The following is a 15311-nucleotide window of genomic DNA, read 5'->3' as shown; positions in this document are numbered from 1 at the left end:
ACATGAAGGTGTTTTCGGATCAGAAACGGCAAAGCCAACACAATCCAAGCGGTTTCCTGGTGAATGGTGTCATGCAACCCAACCCCGAAACACCCGAGCGGTTAGAAAAACTGCTTTCGGGCGTGGCTGCCGGTGGGCATGACCTGCATGTGCCGAAGGATCACGGGCTTGGCCCCATCGCGGCGGTTCATAGTCCCGTCTATTTGAAATTTCTGTCCACGGTTCATGAGCGTTGGAAGCGCATTCCCGATGCGACGCCCGAGATTTTCCCGAACATTCATCCGGATCGCCGCACCGCCAGCTATCCATTGTCAGCGGTGGGACAGGCCGGATTTCATATCACCGACATGTCCTGCCCGATTGGTGAACATACCTGGGAGGCAGCGCGCTGGTCCGCAAATTGCGCTGTATCCGCGGCTGAAGTCGTTCTGAACGGGGATCACGTGGCCTACGCGCTGTGCCGCCCGCCGGGGCATCATTGTTTCACCGATCTCGCGGGTGGCTTTTGCTACCTTAACAACAGTGCCATTGCTGCCCAGTTTCTGCGGCAAACCCACGACCGCGTTGCAATCATCGATGTTGATCTGCATCACGGCAACGGCACGCAGGGCATTTTCTTTGCGCGCGACGACGTGTTTACACTGTCCATCCATGCGGATCCCGCGCGGTTCTATCCGTTTTTCTGGGGCCACGCGCACGAGGTCGGAGAAGGTGCAGGGCACGGTTACAACCTGAACGTTCCGCTGCCACGCGGTACCGGGACCGACGGATTCATGAAGGGTCTGCGGGACGGTCTGGCTCATGTGCGAAATTTCGCGCCGGGCGCTGTAGTGATTGCGCTTGGCCTCGACGCCTACGAGGGCGACCCCTTTGGTGGGCTGACGGTATCGACCTCCGGTTTTTCCGAGATCGGAAAAGAATTGGCCGCACTCGGTCTCCCGACAGTGATTGTTCAGGAAGGAGGGTACCTCTGTAACGAATTGGGTGACAACCTGCATGCGTTTCTCAGCGGGTTTGCGGACGGCACCCCATGACCCACGGAGTTACATCAGAGATTCGTCAGGTGCCCGAAGCGTGGATTGACTACAATGGCCACATGAATCTGGCTTACTACGTGATGGCCTTTGACGAAGCACTGGACGTCATGCTGGACGAAGAACTGGGTATTGGCCCCAGTTTCGTGAAGGTCTGTAACGCCGGGCCATTTGCACTCCAAAACCACGTCCACTACCTGGGTGAGCTTTTGACAGGCGATGAGTTTCTCTGCCGGTTTCTACTATTGGATGCCGATGCTAAACGCCTACACATCGCGGGATCGATGATAAAGCTGAAAGACCAAACAACTGTCTGCGTGATGGAACAGGTTCTCATGAATGTCGATCACGGCACACGCCGCTCCGCCCCCTATCCGGCAGACATTCAAACCCGAATCGCCGCGTTGGCGGCTGAACACAAACCGATCGCCCGCCCTGCCCAAATTGGGCGGCCAATCGGTTTGATGAGACGATAATGGATCGAGCTTACTCTCGCAGACACCAGAAACCACACCCCGAAAAAATCCTAAATAGAGAGGAACCCGATCCAAGCAAAAACAAGCCTTGAATCAAATTGCACTGCGATATGTGTTCGCATAGTGTGACCAAACGCATAATTTGCAGCGGTCAGCAAAAGATGCCAAACGAAATAAGAACCGCAAACTGGGAGAAATCTAGATGAAATTCAAATATGTCACCAAGGGCCTGATGCTTGGCGCCGTAAGCGCGCTGATGTCCACTGCGGCGCTGGCAGAAGACATGAAACTGCGCTTTGCCGGTGTGTTCCCGATTGACCACCAGGGCACCAAGATGATGGAGCAGGTGGCCGCCGATGTTGCTGCCGCGGATGTCGGACTGACAATCGAAGTTTTCCCGGCCAACCAGCTTGGCTCGGGCGAGGCGCTTTTTGAAGATGTGGCGCGGGGTAATATCGATCTGGCGGCAGCATTCATCTATGCTGACACCGACCCGCGCCTTGAGTTCCTGTCGATGCCGTTCCTCGTGGGTGGCTGGGATGACATGGACAACATCATGCGCAACATGGACTCCGAATATAACAAGATCCTGCAGGAGATCACCGACGAGTACGGTGTGAGCGTTATGGCACAGAACCCTGAAGGGTTTGTTGGCATCGTGGCTACTCAAGAGCCGACCAACTGGAACACGTTCGACGATAAAGGCATGAACATTCGTGTATGGTCGTCGCCCGCCGTTAAAGGCATGGTGGAAGCGCTTGGTTTCCAGGCCACGACCATGGCGTGGGGCGATATCTTCCCTGCGATCCAGTCAGGTATTGTTGATGGCGCGATCTGCTGCACCAAGACGGCAACCTATTCTATCTTCGCCCAGTCGGATGTTGGCACCCACTTTATCGAGTATAACTCTATCTCGGAACTGACGACGTTCTACGCGTCGCAGCGTACTCTGGACAAGCTGAATGACGAGCAGCGCGAAGCCCTGCAGTCAGCCATGACCAAGGCGTCGGACGACTTCTTCCAGTATAACCGCGACAACGATGCGGCGTTTGGAGAGAAGTTGGTCGAAAAAGGTTATACCATCCTGTCCCTGAACGACGAAGAACAGGCCGCGATGGCCGCACATATCCAGGAACAGATCTGGCCGATGATGGCCCAGAACGTTGGCCAGGATGTGATCGACCGTTTGCTGGCCAGCAAAAACTGATAGTCAGCACAATCAATCGGGCCGGCAAAATTGCCGGCCCTTTCGCTATTTACTCACAAAAAAGAAAAAAGCGGGGGGACAGGCATGTCGATTGAGAAAGATGACATGACGACGTATGTCGGCGACGACGACGCCGAAAAACCGCAGAAAGTCACGGACGAACTTCCACCGATCATTGGGTATCCCATGAAATTGATCGCATTTGTTATGCGACAGATCGTGATGGCCAGTGGCTTCCTGATGGCCTTCACCTTTGGTGCTGTTGTTGTGATCAGATACGGTTTTGGCGGCGATCTTTTTGCTTACGAAGAATGGCTTTTGGCCTTCTCTATCGTGGGCTTTTTTGCCGGAGCGGTTCTGGCATCTGCACGCAACCTGCACATCAACGCCGACATCCTGGGCATCGTGATCCATAACCCTCGGATGATCTGGTGGCGCGGATTCGTAGTGCTGTTGGTCGAACTGCTTATAATCCTCTTTATGGTTTATGCCTGCTACGTGTCGCTGCTGGACGACTTCTCGTTCCCACGGTTGAGGTCGACGCCGGTGTTGCGCATTCCTTTTGTTACCTGGCGTATCGCGATCATGTGCGCATTTGGCTTCATGGCGATGTTCACAGCTGCGTATCTTTACGTGCATATCCGAAAGGGGCTCGGTCTTCCTTTGCGGTCCGAAACCCTTAAAGGAGCCGCGAAATGATTATCGGCGGAAGTCTTATTATTGTCTGTCTGATGCTCTTGCTGGGCGTCAGCGTCTATGTGGCGTTTGGAGCTGTTCTGATCTTCATTGCACTGGTTGGGGATCAGTCCATTACGGGCTACTTGCCGACCGGTGCAACCGGGATCCGCTCTCTGGTGCTGTTGGCAATTCCGCTCTTCATGATTGCCGGCGGCATCATGGAGAAAGGCCGGATTGCAGCCCCCCTGGTGGCGCTGGCCGAGATGTTCATCGGTCACATCAAAGGTGGTTTGAACGCGGCATCCGTGCTGGCCTGCGGTGTCTTCGGCTCGATCTCGGGCAGTGCCAATGCGACGCTAACCTGTATCGGTGGCATCATGATGCCGCACCTGAAAAAGGCGAACTATCCGAAAGGGCAATCCGCAGCACTAATTGTGTCGGCTAGCCCCTTAGGCCTTTTGATCCCGCCCAGCTCGTCGCACATCCTTTATGGCTGGGTGGCACAGCAACACGTGTTGAAATGCTTCCTGTCTACGGTCATCCCCGCGATCATCCTGATCACGCTTCTGATCATTACCAACCAGTTCATGCTGCGGAAGTATGACGATATCCAACTGTCGGATCGTCCTGATCCGTTCATGCCTGCTCTCTTGGGTCAAGGCCGCCTGGCCGGGCCTGCGCTGATGATGCCGATTATCATTCTGGGTGGTATTTATGGCGGCATCATGACCCCGACAGAGGCCGCAGGCATCGCGGTTTGCTATGCGATCCCGGTTGCGATCTACTTCTATCGTGGCCTGACCTGGAAGACCCTGGCGCAGACGATCCAGAACTCAGGCGTGACCATTGGTGTGGTCATGGTCATGATTTTCATGGTTCTGATCGTTTCGGACAATCTGATCTCGCAGGGTGCTCCGCAACTGGCCAAGGACATGGTTTATTCTGTTTCGGACAACCCGGTCATTATCCTCTTGATGATCAACGTGGTGATGATCCTGATCGGGATGTTGATGGACGACATCTCGGGCCTTTTGTTGGCAACTCCGATCCTGCTGCCGATCGCCCAAAGTGTCGGAGTTGATCCGATCCATTTTGCCGCGATCATCGGTGTCAATCTTGGGATGGCCAATATCACGCCGCCGACGGCTCCGTTGCTTTATCTTGGGGCTCAAATCTGCGATACGCCGGTCTCAAAGATGTTGTGGCCGACATTGGTTTTCATCGTGTTTGCCTGGCTGCCGACGCTGATGCTGACGACATTCATTCCTGAACTGGCCCTGTGGTTGCCGGACTTGCTGCTAAGTCGCTAGCAGGACTATCGAAAATGTACAAAGGCGCCCGGGTTCGGGCGCCTTTCTCATTGTTCGGAGCATCAAAGCCCCTAACTTGTCGCTCGCAGGTGGCCTGCCCGGCGCAGAACCTGCGGCGATGGGTATTCAGAGGACGTACATCCAAGAATGCAGACCAACAAATACTCCGGTTGCTGCCACCAAAGCCGCGATACCCAGTGTGTCTTTTACAACGTTGTTCATCGTTCTGATCCTCTACAGGAGCTGCCATAACGACGCATAGATAGGTGAAACTTCGAGACGAAAGCACCATCAAAAAACACATATGCGCCTTGCAATCATTGCATGACGGCGGGACTTTTCGAAAGCTGCGGCATTGCCAATTTGATCGGGTTGTCCTTCTCGGATAGCGCGGTACCATGACCGTACTGACCTGATTGCCGCGGCTGAAGGGCTTCCGTTTTCCTCGCGAAACCATCGTCTATGCGGTGTGGGCATATCATCGGTTTGCTCTCAGCACGGCGGATGTCGAGGACCTTCCGGCAGAGCGTGGCGTCATCGTCAGTTGTGAAGTGGTTCGTCTCTGGGTGAACCGTTTCGGGTCTCGGTTCGCGGCTTGTATCCGACGCGACCGGCCCCGGCCGCACGACAAATGGCATATGGACGAAGTGGTCGTCCCGATCAATGGAGTGAAACATTGGCTGTGGCGTGTGATCGATGGCAATGGAGATGTATTCGATATTCTGATCCAGCCTCGCCGTAAACGGTCCGACGGCTATTCAGCCCCGGATCGCCATTCTTTCCAGATCAGATAGCTGTTTGCCCCCAGTGACGCGAACGGTTCCGGCGGGAGACGTGGCGGCATCGGTTGGGCCAGAAAGTGGTCGGCGATGTCCGACCCGCCCTGAGTGACCAATTCCGCCACGGCCATACCCTGCAATGTCCCTCGTGCGAGGCCCAGACCGTTTTGGCAGCAGGCAGAATAAACGCCCGTCTCAAGCTCACCGAATGCGGCTGATCCATTACGGCTGAGGCACAGCATTCCGGCCCAACGGTGTTCCATCCGTACATCAGGCAGATGCGGGAAGCGTTCCCTGAACTTGCGGTCGTGTACCCAACCTGCATTACGCAGACGCATCGAACTGGTCTCGATCGTCGGGTGAAAGCTGGAACAGCTCCGGATCAGAATACGATCCCCATAGCGACCTGAAACCCGCCGCACCGAGGTTCCCATTGGGTCCGCAGGTGTCACCGACCAGCGTGGCTGCCCGCCCAGCGTTGCGATCTGCGCCTCGCTCAGCGGTTCCGTCATCGAAGCATAGAGGCATATGTGCATCAGGCGTCGCTGATAGAAGCCGAAACTCTCAAGATGCCCGTTATTGGCCAGCACGATTCGCCCTGTCGACACCCGCGCCTTCCCGGTCTCGACCACCCAGCCGCTGCTCTGCTTGCTGAATCCGGTCACTGCTGAATTCTCATGGACCCTGACCCGGCGCGCCAACTGTGCCGACAGCGCCCGGATATACGCGGCAGGCTGGATCATCACCGTCCCTGGCGTGAACAGGCCCGAGGTATAATGTGGACTGCCCGTCAAAGCCCGCATCTGGTGCTGATCATACATCTCGCAAGGCTCACCCAACCGCGCCAGATGCGCGGCATAATCGGCGTTATGCCGGTCACCCGCCGGTGTTGCGGCAGCATTGATCTTGCCGCAGGGATCGAACGTCTCCTCCGACAATTCGAACTCTGCCGCAGCCTGGGAAGCAAAAGCAATCGCCTGCCGGTTCAGCGCAATACTGGCCCGATCCGCCTCCAACCCCGCGCTCGTATAATTCTCCGAGGCCAGATCGTGCGGCAGATCAATCATAAAGCCTGAATTGCGCCCGGCGGACCCTTCGGCAAAGCGCCCAGCCTCCAACAGGACGACTTTCAGAGATGGGTCGATCTGGTGCAATCGCCGCGCGGCGCTTAGGCCCGCGAACCCGCCTCCGATGATCGTTATATCTGCCGTCAGATCGTCGTCGAGCTCGGGTAGAGGTGTCTGTGGCGGCAGGATTGCATTCCATCCCGCCGATCCCGTTTGTCGGGGGAGGCGTTTGGCGTCATACCGGCTCAATCCACGGCCTCATCCGCATCATCTGCCAGATCTATCCAGATGGTCTTCAACTGGGTGTACTGATCATGGGCATGGATCGAGTTGTCGCGCCCGCCAAAGCCGGATTGCTTGTAGCCACCAAACGGCGTCGAGATGTCTCCTTCGCCAAAACTGTTCACTGTGACGGTTCCTACGCGCAGGGCACGGGCGCCTCGGATGGCGCGTTTTGCATTGGCGGTGAAGATCGACGCGCAGAGCCCGTATTCCGTGTCATTGGCGACCGAGATCGCCTCGTCAAAGCCGGATACCTCGATGACTGACAACACAGGACCAAAGATTTCTTCGCGGGCAAGAATGGCCTCGTTATCAGAGACTTCGACGACCGTCGCCTCAACAAAGCCCTTATCGGCTTTGCCGCCGATAAGGACGTTTTCTGCCTGTTCCAGATAGCCGCACACCTTGTTGAAATGACCTTCAGAAACCAACGCACCCATGCGCGTTTCCGGGTTCAGCGGGTCACCGATATTCCACTGCTTGGCGTGATGTGCGATTCGGTCCAGCAACTCGCTCTTCACATATTTATGCACGATCAGGCGCGAACTGGCCGAGCAATTCTCGCCCATATTCCAGAACGCACCATTGACCAGATGCTCGGCGACGCGGTCCAGGTTCTCGGCATCGTCCATCACGATGGCCGGGTTCTTGCCGCCCATCTCAAGCACGACTTCTTTGGCATTCGATTCCGCCGAATAGGTAAGAAAGCGTTTGCCCGTCACGGTCGAGCCGGTGAACGAGACCATGTCGACGTCCATGTGTCGCCCGATGGGTTCACCCACATCGGCTCCGCTTCCGGGGAGGATGTTCAGCACGCCGGCAGGCACACCGGCTTCCATCGCCAGCTCTGCCACGCGCAGCGCGGTCAGGGTGGTTTCAGCAGCTGGTTTGATGACCAGCGAACAGCCCGCAGCAAGGGCCGGGCCGATTTTCCATGCCAGCATCAACAGCGGAAAGTTCCACGGCAGCACCAGCCCCACGACGCCAATGGGCTCGCGGATAACCATGGCGATATGATCGTCAGAGGCGGGCGAGACCTGATCGTAGATCTTGTCGATTGCCTCTGCGTGCCATTTCAGGCAGTGGATGGTCTCGGGCACGTCCACGGTTTCACAATCGAAGATCGTTTTGCCGCTGTCGATGCTCTCCATCACCGCCAGTTCGCGTGCGTTGCGGGTCATGAGTTTGCACAATCGGATCAGCACGTCCTTGCGCTCGGAGGGGTGCAGTTTCGACCAGCGGCCATCCTCGAACGCCTCGCGTGCTTTCTCGACGGCAAAGTCCACATCTGAGGTATCGCACGCGGCAATATCGGTCAGTTTTTCGCCGCTGGCAGGGTTGATGGTCGTGAAGGTCTTGCCCGAGATGGCCGGACGAAAGCTGCCATCGATGAATGCGCCGGTGGGCAAGTCCAGACCCGTGGCAATGGATTTGTATTCGTCCTGTGTCAGCAGATCCATGTCTCTTATCCTTCTGCCACGATGTCGGCGATTTTGCGTTTCAACACGCGTGTGACCTGTTCCAATGCACGTTTGTCATCCTTGTTCAGACCGCGCAGCGGCGGGCGCATGATGCCCGCATCGATCCCGTTCATGATGACGCCGTGTTTGATGGTCTGGATGAACTTGCCACCCTGTTCCAGCACATGCATCAGCGGCAGCATCGCGCTCATGATACGGCGACCTTTGTCAAAGTTTCCTTCCACGACGCAGGCATTGTACAGCGCCACATGTTCCGCCGGCAGGAAGTTCGACCCGCCGCAAACCCAGAAGGGCGCACCCCAGGCAAAGAACTCCAGCGCCTGGTCATCCATGCCGCAGCCCAGCTGGATATGTGGGTAATCCCGCGCCAATAGATGCACGCGGTTGATATCGCCCGAGCTCTCCTTGATGCCGCAGAAGTTCCGGCTGCGGCCCACGCGATCAAGAAACTCCTCGCCCATCATGGTGCCGGTCCGGTGCGGATAGTTGTACAGCATCACCGGCAGATCAGCCGCCTTGTCGATGGCCAGCGCGTTCAACGCGTTTTCCCGATCAGTCGGTACTGAATAAGCAGGACTGGCCAGAAGTATTGAATCCGCCCCGATTTCACGCGCACCTGCAGCCAGATAAATAGAATCTGGCGTCATCATTGCCCCCGTGCCGACCACCAGCGGCAGGCGGCCTTTCAGGCGGTCATGGGTGAATTTGGCCAACTCGAGGCGTTCGGTCACGGTCTGAGAGTAGTTCTCACCAGTAGACCCGCCCGAAATCAGACCGTGTACACCATTTTCGATTAGAAATTCGATCACCTCCGACAGAGCATCCCAGTTGACACTGCCATCCTCGCAATAAGGGGTCACTACCGGGGTGTAGATTCCTTCAAATTTGAACAGGGGGGTCATTTACGTCCTCATGCAGGGGTTTTGCGAGCCACAGTCCCCAGCGGCAGGTCAAGCCCGGACGGCGTGACGAACAGCTCGATCTGGTCGCGTGAGAGATTCCAGTGATCAATGGCCAGCTGCGCAGCCGCTGCCTCATCACCCGCCTCGATGGCGGCGATGATAGCGTCATGCTGGGAACTGGCTTGCGACAGGTTATCGGCCATAACTTGGTCCTTGGGCCGGTAGAACGTCATGCCAATTCGGGCATGGTCGATCAGCAGCCTTTTGAAGGATGGCAGCAGATAGACGTTATCGGCCATTTCGCCGGTGACCTCATGGAACTGATTGTTCGCCATTGCCCGATCCGCACCCGAACCGGAACGCAGCGCCGATTTAAATGTATCTTGCGCCTGCTTTAACAGGTCTATCTGAGTGGGCTTTGCATTCTTGGCGGCCAACTGCAGGATTGCGCCATAGATCATCGGTGCCGCCAGAAAGAAATCCCGCAAGGTGGTATAGGACATCCCCGATACTCGGGCTCCGCGGTTTTGTCGCAGCTCAAGATAACCTTCACCTGTCAGTTGCCGGAACACTTCGCGCAATGGAGTGCGGGACAGTTCAAATTCCTCCGATAGTGTCGCTTCGTCCAGATCAGCGCCGGGTTGCAGGCGCAATGTCAGGATTGACACTTTCAAGTGTTTAAAGAGCTTTTGTTTTCTGCGCCGCGACGCGTCTTTCATGTCTGACCTCCCTCAGGACCTTTCGCGCCATAGAGATGACTGATTCACCGCTGTGAATCCACTAAGTGGACGGCTTAATAAAAATACAAAGTGTGTACAACAAAAAAATATGTCGTATTCACACCATTTCCAGGTTGGGAGGAGTCGGTGAAAGACCCTCATGATGACGCTGTCATCGATTGTCGAAATCTGTGGAAAATTTTCGGGAAGCGGTCCGCAGAGGCCATGAAAGCCGTTCAAGAACAAGAACTTGGTAAGCTCGAGGTGCGCGATCAATTTGACTATGTAGTAGGTGTACAGGACGCTACATTCTCGGTAGTTCGAGGCGAGATTTTCTGCATCATGGGTTTGTCCGGTTCAGGTAAGTCGACCCTGATTCGCCACGTGAACCGCCTGATTGAACCCACATCCGGCCAGCTGTTCATCGAAGGCCAGGACGTCAATCAGTTGTCTGCGCGCGACTTGCGTGAGGTGCGGGCCGAGAAAATCGGCATGGTGTTACAGAACATGGCTTTGCCGCCATCGCTGCACTCGCGAGAAAGGAGGCCTGTCACACTCACGAATTGCGGGACAAAGCAGCCGTCGAAGGTCGGGTAATTAAGGACTATTCGCAACCAAGCTTTGTAAACTCCGAAATACACATCGAAACTGCCAGTTGCAGAGGTTTTATCGACGGTGGCAACCGACCTTTTCGAATCGTCGGCTTTTCCTTTCGCGCCGCACTACAACTTTTCCAAACTGATCCGACGAGCACCTCGCCTTCCAAGCATTCTTTTGGCTCGACCACCTTTACTTGCTTCGGAACTTGGTCGGTGTCATCCCGGTTTGGCCTCGGAAAAAGCGAGTGAAGTGGGACTTGTCAGAATAGCCGAGCATCAGACCAATCTCCGCAATCGTCATCTGGTCTTCTTTGAGGTGCTCCTTGGCGACATCAACACGGAGCCGTTTGATTTCGCGGGATAGCGTTGTGCCTTGCCGCTGAAGCGCTTTCAGAAACCTTTCCGGCTGTATTCCCAGAAATCCAGCCACCACCTCTGGTCCCAAATCGGTTTCATCCAGTTTTTCGCGTAAGACAGATCGCAAAGCTGCCACCACGGTTACTTCTCCCTCTTGTCGAGGCGAGGCTATGGGCCTGGCAGAGACCTCTGAGACATGGTGCAAAAATAACCATTGCACAGGAAAACTAATTTGCATGCCGGGATCGGACCCAAGGCCAATCTCGATCCCCTTGTAGTCGATAGGCAGACCATTGATGTATCTGCTTTCCCATCGCACACGGGAAGAATCCCAAGAATCTCCAACGACGGTCTGCAATAGACGTACATAGATTGCGGCACCAAAACCGGTAACCTGAATGGGTGGGACAGTTGGTTCCTGTTGCCTATCGATACGATACGTCGCTTTGTCGGCTTCAATGACAAGGTTGTGCCGCACAGAATTGGACTCTTGCGGTACAAGCCCAATAAAGCGGGTAAAAAACTCGAACAGCGTTTTTGTCGATTGCAGGGCTTGAGCGAACGGAGGCCACTCTTGCAGGTCAAATGTCTCCCCTACGTTCAATCCAAGGTATCGATCCCCGGACACGTCTGAGAAGGCATTCACCAAACCGTAGACCAGCTCTGAGTGAACGAACACGGATGGGTCAGACAACAGTTCGGCCTTCAATCCGACCTGGTCCAATGCTGGTTGCGGATTGATCTTGTGTTCGGTGAGATATTGCAAAAACGGAGCAGCTAAGGAGAGGCGAATAAAGCCCTCGCTATGCTCTTGAGAGGTGGAGTTGAAAGGCAAGCTCGTCACCCTTGTGATGATTAGTAGTTTTGATTGGTGGCCATTTTTACGATCACATTCGAACATGCCAATTCAAAAGTGGCAACCGAGGCAAAGTTTTCCGGACTACAGTTGGCAAAACATGAATATGAAGGGAGTACTTATGTCCGGTCTACGAATGTCGCTTTGCTCGACGGTAATTGTCGCTGCAGGTCTTGCTTTTTCAGCGTCCGCGCAGGCTCAGGATCAAGAAGAACCCCAAACGTTGTTTACCAACGTGCACATCTTCGATGGCGTGAATGAACAGCGTATCGAGAATGCCAGCGTATTGGTCGAGGGCAATCTGATTAAGGCCGTATCAACCGACGCAATCGATGCCCCCGACGCTACGGTCATTGACGGAGAAGGTAGGACACTGACCCCCGGCTTCATCGAAAATCACGCACACCTGATGCTGCCAGGACCCACGTTGCCCGCAATGGAAGCCAACAGCACTTGGGAAGACCTCGCGATTCACGGCACTCAAATGGCTGAGATGTACTTAATGCAAGGCTTTACCACCGTAAGAGATGCAGGTGGCGCTAATGGAGGTCTTCGCCGCGCAATCGACACCGGGACCATTGCCGGGCCGCGTTTCTACCCTGCGGCTGCTTTTCTAAGTACGCGTGGTGGCCATGCTGATTTCGCCAACTTTACGGCGCCTGTTGGCCAGTCTTCGAACTTCAGCCGTCTGAATATGGCCCAAGAAGTCGACAGCGTCTCTGACATGTACAAGTTTGCTCGTAACAACTTCCGGATGGGAGCAACACAACTGAAGTACATGCAATCAGGCGGTGTAGTTTCAGTGTTTGACCCGTGGCAGTTATTGGCAGGATCGACGGCAGAGTTAGAAGCGGCCGTGCAGGTTGCCAACGAATACGAAAGCTACGTCATGGCCCATTCCTACCGCAAGGAAACGATCATGGCGGCGCTGAATGCTGGTGTCCGATCAATTGAACACGGGTTCATGTTTGATTGTGAAATATCGGCGTTGATGGAAGAGAAGGGGGCCTACATCACAACCAATCTCACCGCATTTGATCCAAATCTCTTCGATATTCCTGCCATTCGAGATGTCCCAGCCAGCTTACGAAAGGCACAGTCCGCTACGCAGGCTTTTGGCGACTACATAAAAAACATGAATGAGTGCCCAGCCAAAAGAGGGTTTCACACGGATTGCGTAGGTTCTGTAGCCGCCTGCAATATTCAAATTGCCTATGAAAAACATCTCAATAATGAGTTCTTTGGCTCTCACGCCTCGTTGGTCGCAATGACATCTACTGGCGGTGAAATCGCTGCTTTGTCCGGACCGTTCATGAACCCCTATCCCGAGGGCAATCTGGGCGTTATCGAGGAAGGAGCCTATGCGGACATCCTGCTGATCGATGGTAACCCACTTGAAGACTTCTCGGTTGTTGGCACGGGTGATCAGTGGTTTGGTGCCGATCCGAGGCCGGAAAGCCCTGAAACGATCCGCCTGATCATGAAGAACGGCGTCATCTACAAAAACACACTGGATTGACCTGTCTAAACAGCCGGAGAGTATTTATGCACCATTGGTTTCGCTCCTTAGTATTTGCAGGGTTGGTTTGGTGTGGTCATCCTGTCATGGCGACGCCAGGAACCGCGTTGGACTGGTCTGACCTGCCTGACCCGTCCGCGCAGGTCTTTGAAGACCCCTATCGCGAACTTAGCGCGGAACAGTTCGACGATGTCCTTTACGTCGTACGGATGCGCGGCAGGCTACAGCAGGATAGTGGCAGCGAAGAAGAGAGGCAGAATTGGCAAGAGCTTCTGACCGAGACTGAGGATGCCTTGGTGTCAGACGGAATTGACGTCGACTGGCTACTCGATCAGCGCGAGGTTGTGACTGAACGTCGAAGAAAGGCAGGAACGAGCGGAAATCAACAATTCGATGGTCAAACTATCACACTCGCGGGCTTTGCCATTCCTGCTCCGAGTGATCCGGACGGTCGGCCTGTGGCGTATTTGGTGCCAGAAAGAGGGATGTGCAGCCACATGCCTCCTCCCCCGCCCAACCAAATGATTCGTGTACGGCTGAATGGCGACTGGACGCCCAGCTATTTCCACGAACCCGTTCGGCTGACGGGCACGCTGACGATCGATCCTTCTGTTCAGAATATGATGGTTGTGGACGGCCTCATGCCTATGAATGCGACTTTCCAGTTAGAGACGGAACGTGTCGAAACTCTGGAATCCGAGGCAGACAGTCTGGAATGGAAGCAGCGTGCCGCTGATCGTATCCGGGCGGCGAGAAATCGCAAGACCGGCGGGGCAAAGGCGTCTGAATGATTAGACTTCTAGTTGCCGCATTGAGCATTGCCTTCGCTGATGCAGCGTCGGCTCAAGGTTTGTCTGGGCCCTCTTCGGTCGAAGCTGATCTAGAGCCCGGAGATGGTCTAACTGATCCGCAATATCGTTCCGATTTTCCACGCAATGTCGCACCGAGTTGGTTTCAATGGAAAGACCGACTGGCTGAGGGTGGGTTCCGGTTCAACATTGATTACTTGGCATTGGGCCAATCCACGAATGCTGATCTGGGAACCGGCGAAGCGGCCAGCGGAATTGCGCGCCTCTACGGTAGTTGGCAGGCAACTGAACGGGGATCTTTGACATTCAAGATCGAAGACCGGCACAGTTACACTGATGTTGCCCCGCAATTCCTTGGGCTAGATGGTGGAGCCCTTTCGATCACGGGAACAGCCTTCAACGATAGTGGTCTGCTGCTGACCAACCTGTTCTGGACCCAAAGGGCCGAAAACAGTTCGTGGACGCTGCAATTCGGGCAGATTGATGTAACAGACTTTGTGGACATCTATGGATTGGTAAGCCCCTACAGTGGTTTCCAAAACCTGTCCTTCAATACCAACCCGACACTTAACGCGCCCAACCAAGGCCTTGGTATTGCCGGTGGGGTAAAGCTGAGCGAGAACCTTTACGCCGTTGCCAGCGTCTCAGACGCAAACGCCGACCCGTCTGATCCTAACTTTGATGTGTTCAGCGATGGCAATCTTTTCAAATCACTCGAATTTGGTTACACTTCCGGCTTTGATCGCATCTATTTCGACAATGTCCATTTGACTCTCTGGCATGCGGATGCGGCTGACGATGGCAGTCGAGCGGAAGACTACGGCGCTGCGTTTTCTGCCGCATGGTTTATTGACAATAAGTGGATGCCGTTCTTTCGGGCTGGGGCCTCAAAGGGGACCGCAGCACTTTATGACCGGTCCGTCTCTGCGGGTCTGGGCTACTATGGTCGCAATACCGATTTGGCCGGGCTGGGCCTGAACTGGGCCGAGGCAAGAGGCATAGACGGTGACCAGTTCACGCTCGAAGCATTCTACCGGTTTTCAATCTCACCCGGATTGCAGATCACGCCATCGGTACAGTTCATTTCCGACCCGCTTCTGAGCCCCAATCAGGACCAAATTACTCTGTTCGGTGTAAGAACCCGGATTGTTTTCTAATGCCGGTGAACGCAGTCGCCAATGGGTTGTGTCAAAGGGCGACCAAGGGAGATCAACAGGACTTTGCAAAGTCCGCTTT

General features: G+C 55.0%; 14 protein-coding genes and 1 pseudogene. 10 read left to right on the top strand and 5 right to left on the bottom strand.

What is annotated here, in order from left to right; all coding sequences use genetic code 11:
• The first annotated feature begins 2 nt into the window (after positions 1–2).
• The 6 genes and pseudogenes from AC2FJZ_RS10575 to AC2FJZ_RS10550 all read left to right on the top strand — a co-directional run.
• Complete coding sequence (locus AC2FJZ_RS10575; protein ID WP_496671435.1) at positions 3–1034, top strand: histone deacetylase family protein; 1032 nt, start codon at positions 3–5, stop codon at positions 1032–1034.
• A complete protein-coding gene (locus AC2FJZ_RS10570; protein WP_496777465.1) occupies positions 1031–1510 on the top strand; it encodes a thioesterase family protein in 480 nt (159 codons plus the stop codon). The genes AC2FJZ_RS10575 and AC2FJZ_RS10570 overlap by 4 nt, the downstream gene beginning before the upstream one ends.
• Before the next feature lie 202 nt (positions 1511–1712).
• A complete protein-coding gene (gene dctP / locus AC2FJZ_RS10565; protein ID WP_050604384.1) occupies positions 1713–2717 on the top strand; it encodes a TRAP transporter substrate-binding protein DctP in 1005 nt (334 codons plus the stop codon).
• A gap of 84 nt (positions 2718–2801) precedes the next feature.
• Positions 2802–3416: a TRAP transporter small permease gene (locus tag AC2FJZ_RS10560; RefSeq protein ID WP_083445288.1), complete on the top strand. Its 615-nt coding sequence runs from the start codon at positions 2802–2804 to the stop codon at positions 3414–3416.
• Positions 3413–4705 (top strand): TRAP transporter large permease, encoded by a 1293-nt coding sequence (locus AC2FJZ_RS10555; protein ID WP_496777463.1) that lies wholly within the window; start codon positions 3413–3415, stop codon positions 4703–4705. Before AC2FJZ_RS10560 ends, AC2FJZ_RS10555 begins: the two co-directional genes overlap by 4 nt.
• Positions 4706–5121: 416 nt before the next feature.
• Positions 5122–5445 (top strand): annotated as a pseudogene (locus tag AC2FJZ_RS10550) (IS6 family transposase); the annotation flags it as partial.
• A gap of 14 nt (positions 5446–5459) precedes the next feature.
• Here AC2FJZ_RS10550 and AC2FJZ_RS10545 read toward each other — a convergent pair.
• From AC2FJZ_RS10545 to AC2FJZ_RS10530, 4 genes are read right to left on the bottom strand one after another with little or no spacing between them, the layout of a single operon-like run.
• Positions 5460–6800: an NAD(P)/FAD-dependent oxidoreductase gene (locus AC2FJZ_RS10545; protein WP_496777461.1), complete on the bottom strand. Its 1341-nt coding sequence runs from the start codon at positions 6798–6800 to the stop codon at positions 5460–5462.
• Entirely contained in the window at positions 6797–8293 is a 1497-nt protein-coding gene (locus AC2FJZ_RS10540; RefSeq protein ID WP_496777459.1) for an aldehyde dehydrogenase, read from the bottom strand. The genes AC2FJZ_RS10545 and AC2FJZ_RS10540 overlap by 4 nt, the downstream gene beginning before the upstream one ends.
• A 5-nt stretch (positions 8294–8298) precedes the next feature.
• Positions 8299–9216 (bottom strand): dihydrodipicolinate synthase family protein, encoded by a 918-nt coding sequence (locus AC2FJZ_RS10535; protein WP_496777457.1) that lies wholly within the window; start codon positions 9214–9216, stop codon positions 8299–8301.
• An 8-nt stretch (positions 9217–9224) separates the two neighbouring features.
• Entirely contained in the window at positions 9225–9935 is a 711-nt protein-coding gene (locus AC2FJZ_RS10530; protein ID WP_496777456.1) for a GntR family transcriptional regulator, read from the bottom strand.
• A gap of 147 nt (positions 9936–10082) precedes the next feature.
• Between AC2FJZ_RS10530 and AC2FJZ_RS10525 the strand changes: the two genes are divergently transcribed.
• A complete protein-coding gene (locus tag AC2FJZ_RS10525; RefSeq protein ID WP_496777454.1) occupies positions 10083–10532 on the top strand; it encodes an ATP-binding cassette domain-containing protein in 450 nt (149 codons plus the stop codon).
• 192 nt (positions 10533–10724) lie between these two features.
• Here AC2FJZ_RS10525 and AC2FJZ_RS10520 read toward each other — a convergent pair whose 3' ends face one another.
• Positions 10725–11726: an AraC family transcriptional regulator gene (locus AC2FJZ_RS10520; RefSeq protein WP_496777452.1), complete on the bottom strand. Its 1002-nt coding sequence runs from the start codon at positions 11724–11726 to the stop codon at positions 10725–10727.
• Between AC2FJZ_RS10520 and AC2FJZ_RS10515 the strand changes: the two genes are divergently transcribed.
• Genes AC2FJZ_RS10515 through AC2FJZ_RS10505 form a run of 3 tightly spaced genes read left to right on the top strand, consistent with a single transcriptional unit; the run spans position 11716 to position 15232 of the window.
• Complete coding sequence (locus AC2FJZ_RS10515; RefSeq protein ID WP_496777451.1) at positions 11716–13266, top strand: metal-dependent hydrolase family protein; 1551 nt, start codon at positions 11716–11718, stop codon at positions 13264–13266. The two genes, AC2FJZ_RS10520 and AC2FJZ_RS10515, sit on opposite strands and share 11 nt — an antisense overlap.
• 26 nt (positions 13267–13292) lie before the next feature.
• Positions 13293–14057, top strand: a complete 765-nt coding sequence (locus tag AC2FJZ_RS10510) for a DUF3299 domain-containing protein (RefSeq protein ID WP_496673163.1) — start codon at positions 13293–13295, stop codon at positions 14055–14057.
• Positions 14054–15232, top strand: a complete 1179-nt coding sequence (locus AC2FJZ_RS10505; protein ID WP_496777450.1) for a carbohydrate porin — start codon at positions 14054–14056, stop codon at positions 15230–15232. The genes AC2FJZ_RS10510 and AC2FJZ_RS10505 overlap by 4 nt, the downstream gene beginning before the upstream one ends.
• Positions 15233–15311 lie beyond the last annotated feature (79 nt).

The sequence above is a fragment of the Ruegeria sp. CDSA079 genome (assembly GCF_059612245.1).
Note: the sequence above shows the minus strand (reverse complement) of the source record. Positions and strands in the feature narration are given on the sequence as shown.

What these genes read in the sequence shown, in the direction of transcription:
- AC2FJZ_RS10575 (WP_496671435.1), top strand. Translation starts at nt 3, where the DNA reads ATGAAGGTGTTTTCGGATCAGAAACGGCAAAGCCAACACAATCCAAGC.
- AC2FJZ_RS10570 (WP_496777465.1), top strand. Translation starts at nt 1,031, where the DNA reads ATGACCCACGGAGTTACATCAGAGATTCGTCAGGTGCCCGAAGCGTGG.
- dctP (WP_050604384.1), top strand. Translation starts at nt 1,713, where the DNA reads ATGAAATTCAAATATGTCACCAAGGGCCTGATGCTTGGCGCCGTAAGC.
- AC2FJZ_RS10560 (WP_083445288.1), top strand. Translation starts at nt 2,802, where the DNA reads ATGTCGATTGAGAAAGATGACATGACGACGTATGTCGGCGACGACGAC.
- AC2FJZ_RS10555 (WP_496777463.1), top strand. Translation starts at nt 3,413, where the DNA reads ATGATTATCGGCGGAAGTCTTATTATTGTCTGTCTGATGCTCTTGCTG.
- AC2FJZ_RS10540 (WP_496777459.1), bottom strand. Translation starts at nt 8,293, where the DNA reads ATGGATCTGCTGACACAGGACGAATACAAATCCATTGCCACGGGTCTG.
- AC2FJZ_RS10535 (WP_496777457.1), bottom strand. Translation starts at nt 9,216, where the DNA reads ATGACCCCCCTGTTCAAATTTGAAGGAATCTACACCCCGGTAGTGACC.
- AC2FJZ_RS10530 (WP_496777456.1), bottom strand. Translation starts at nt 9,935, where the DNA reads ATGAAAGACGCGTCGCGGCGCAGAAAACAAAAGCTCTTTAAACACTTG.
- AC2FJZ_RS10510 (WP_496673163.1), top strand. Translation starts at nt 13,293, where the DNA reads ATGCACCATTGGTTTCGCTCCTTAGTATTTGCAGGGTTGGTTTGGTGT.
- AC2FJZ_RS10505 (WP_496777450.1), top strand. Translation starts at nt 14,054, where the DNA reads ATGATTAGACTTCTAGTTGCCGCATTGAGCATTGCCTTCGCTGATGCA.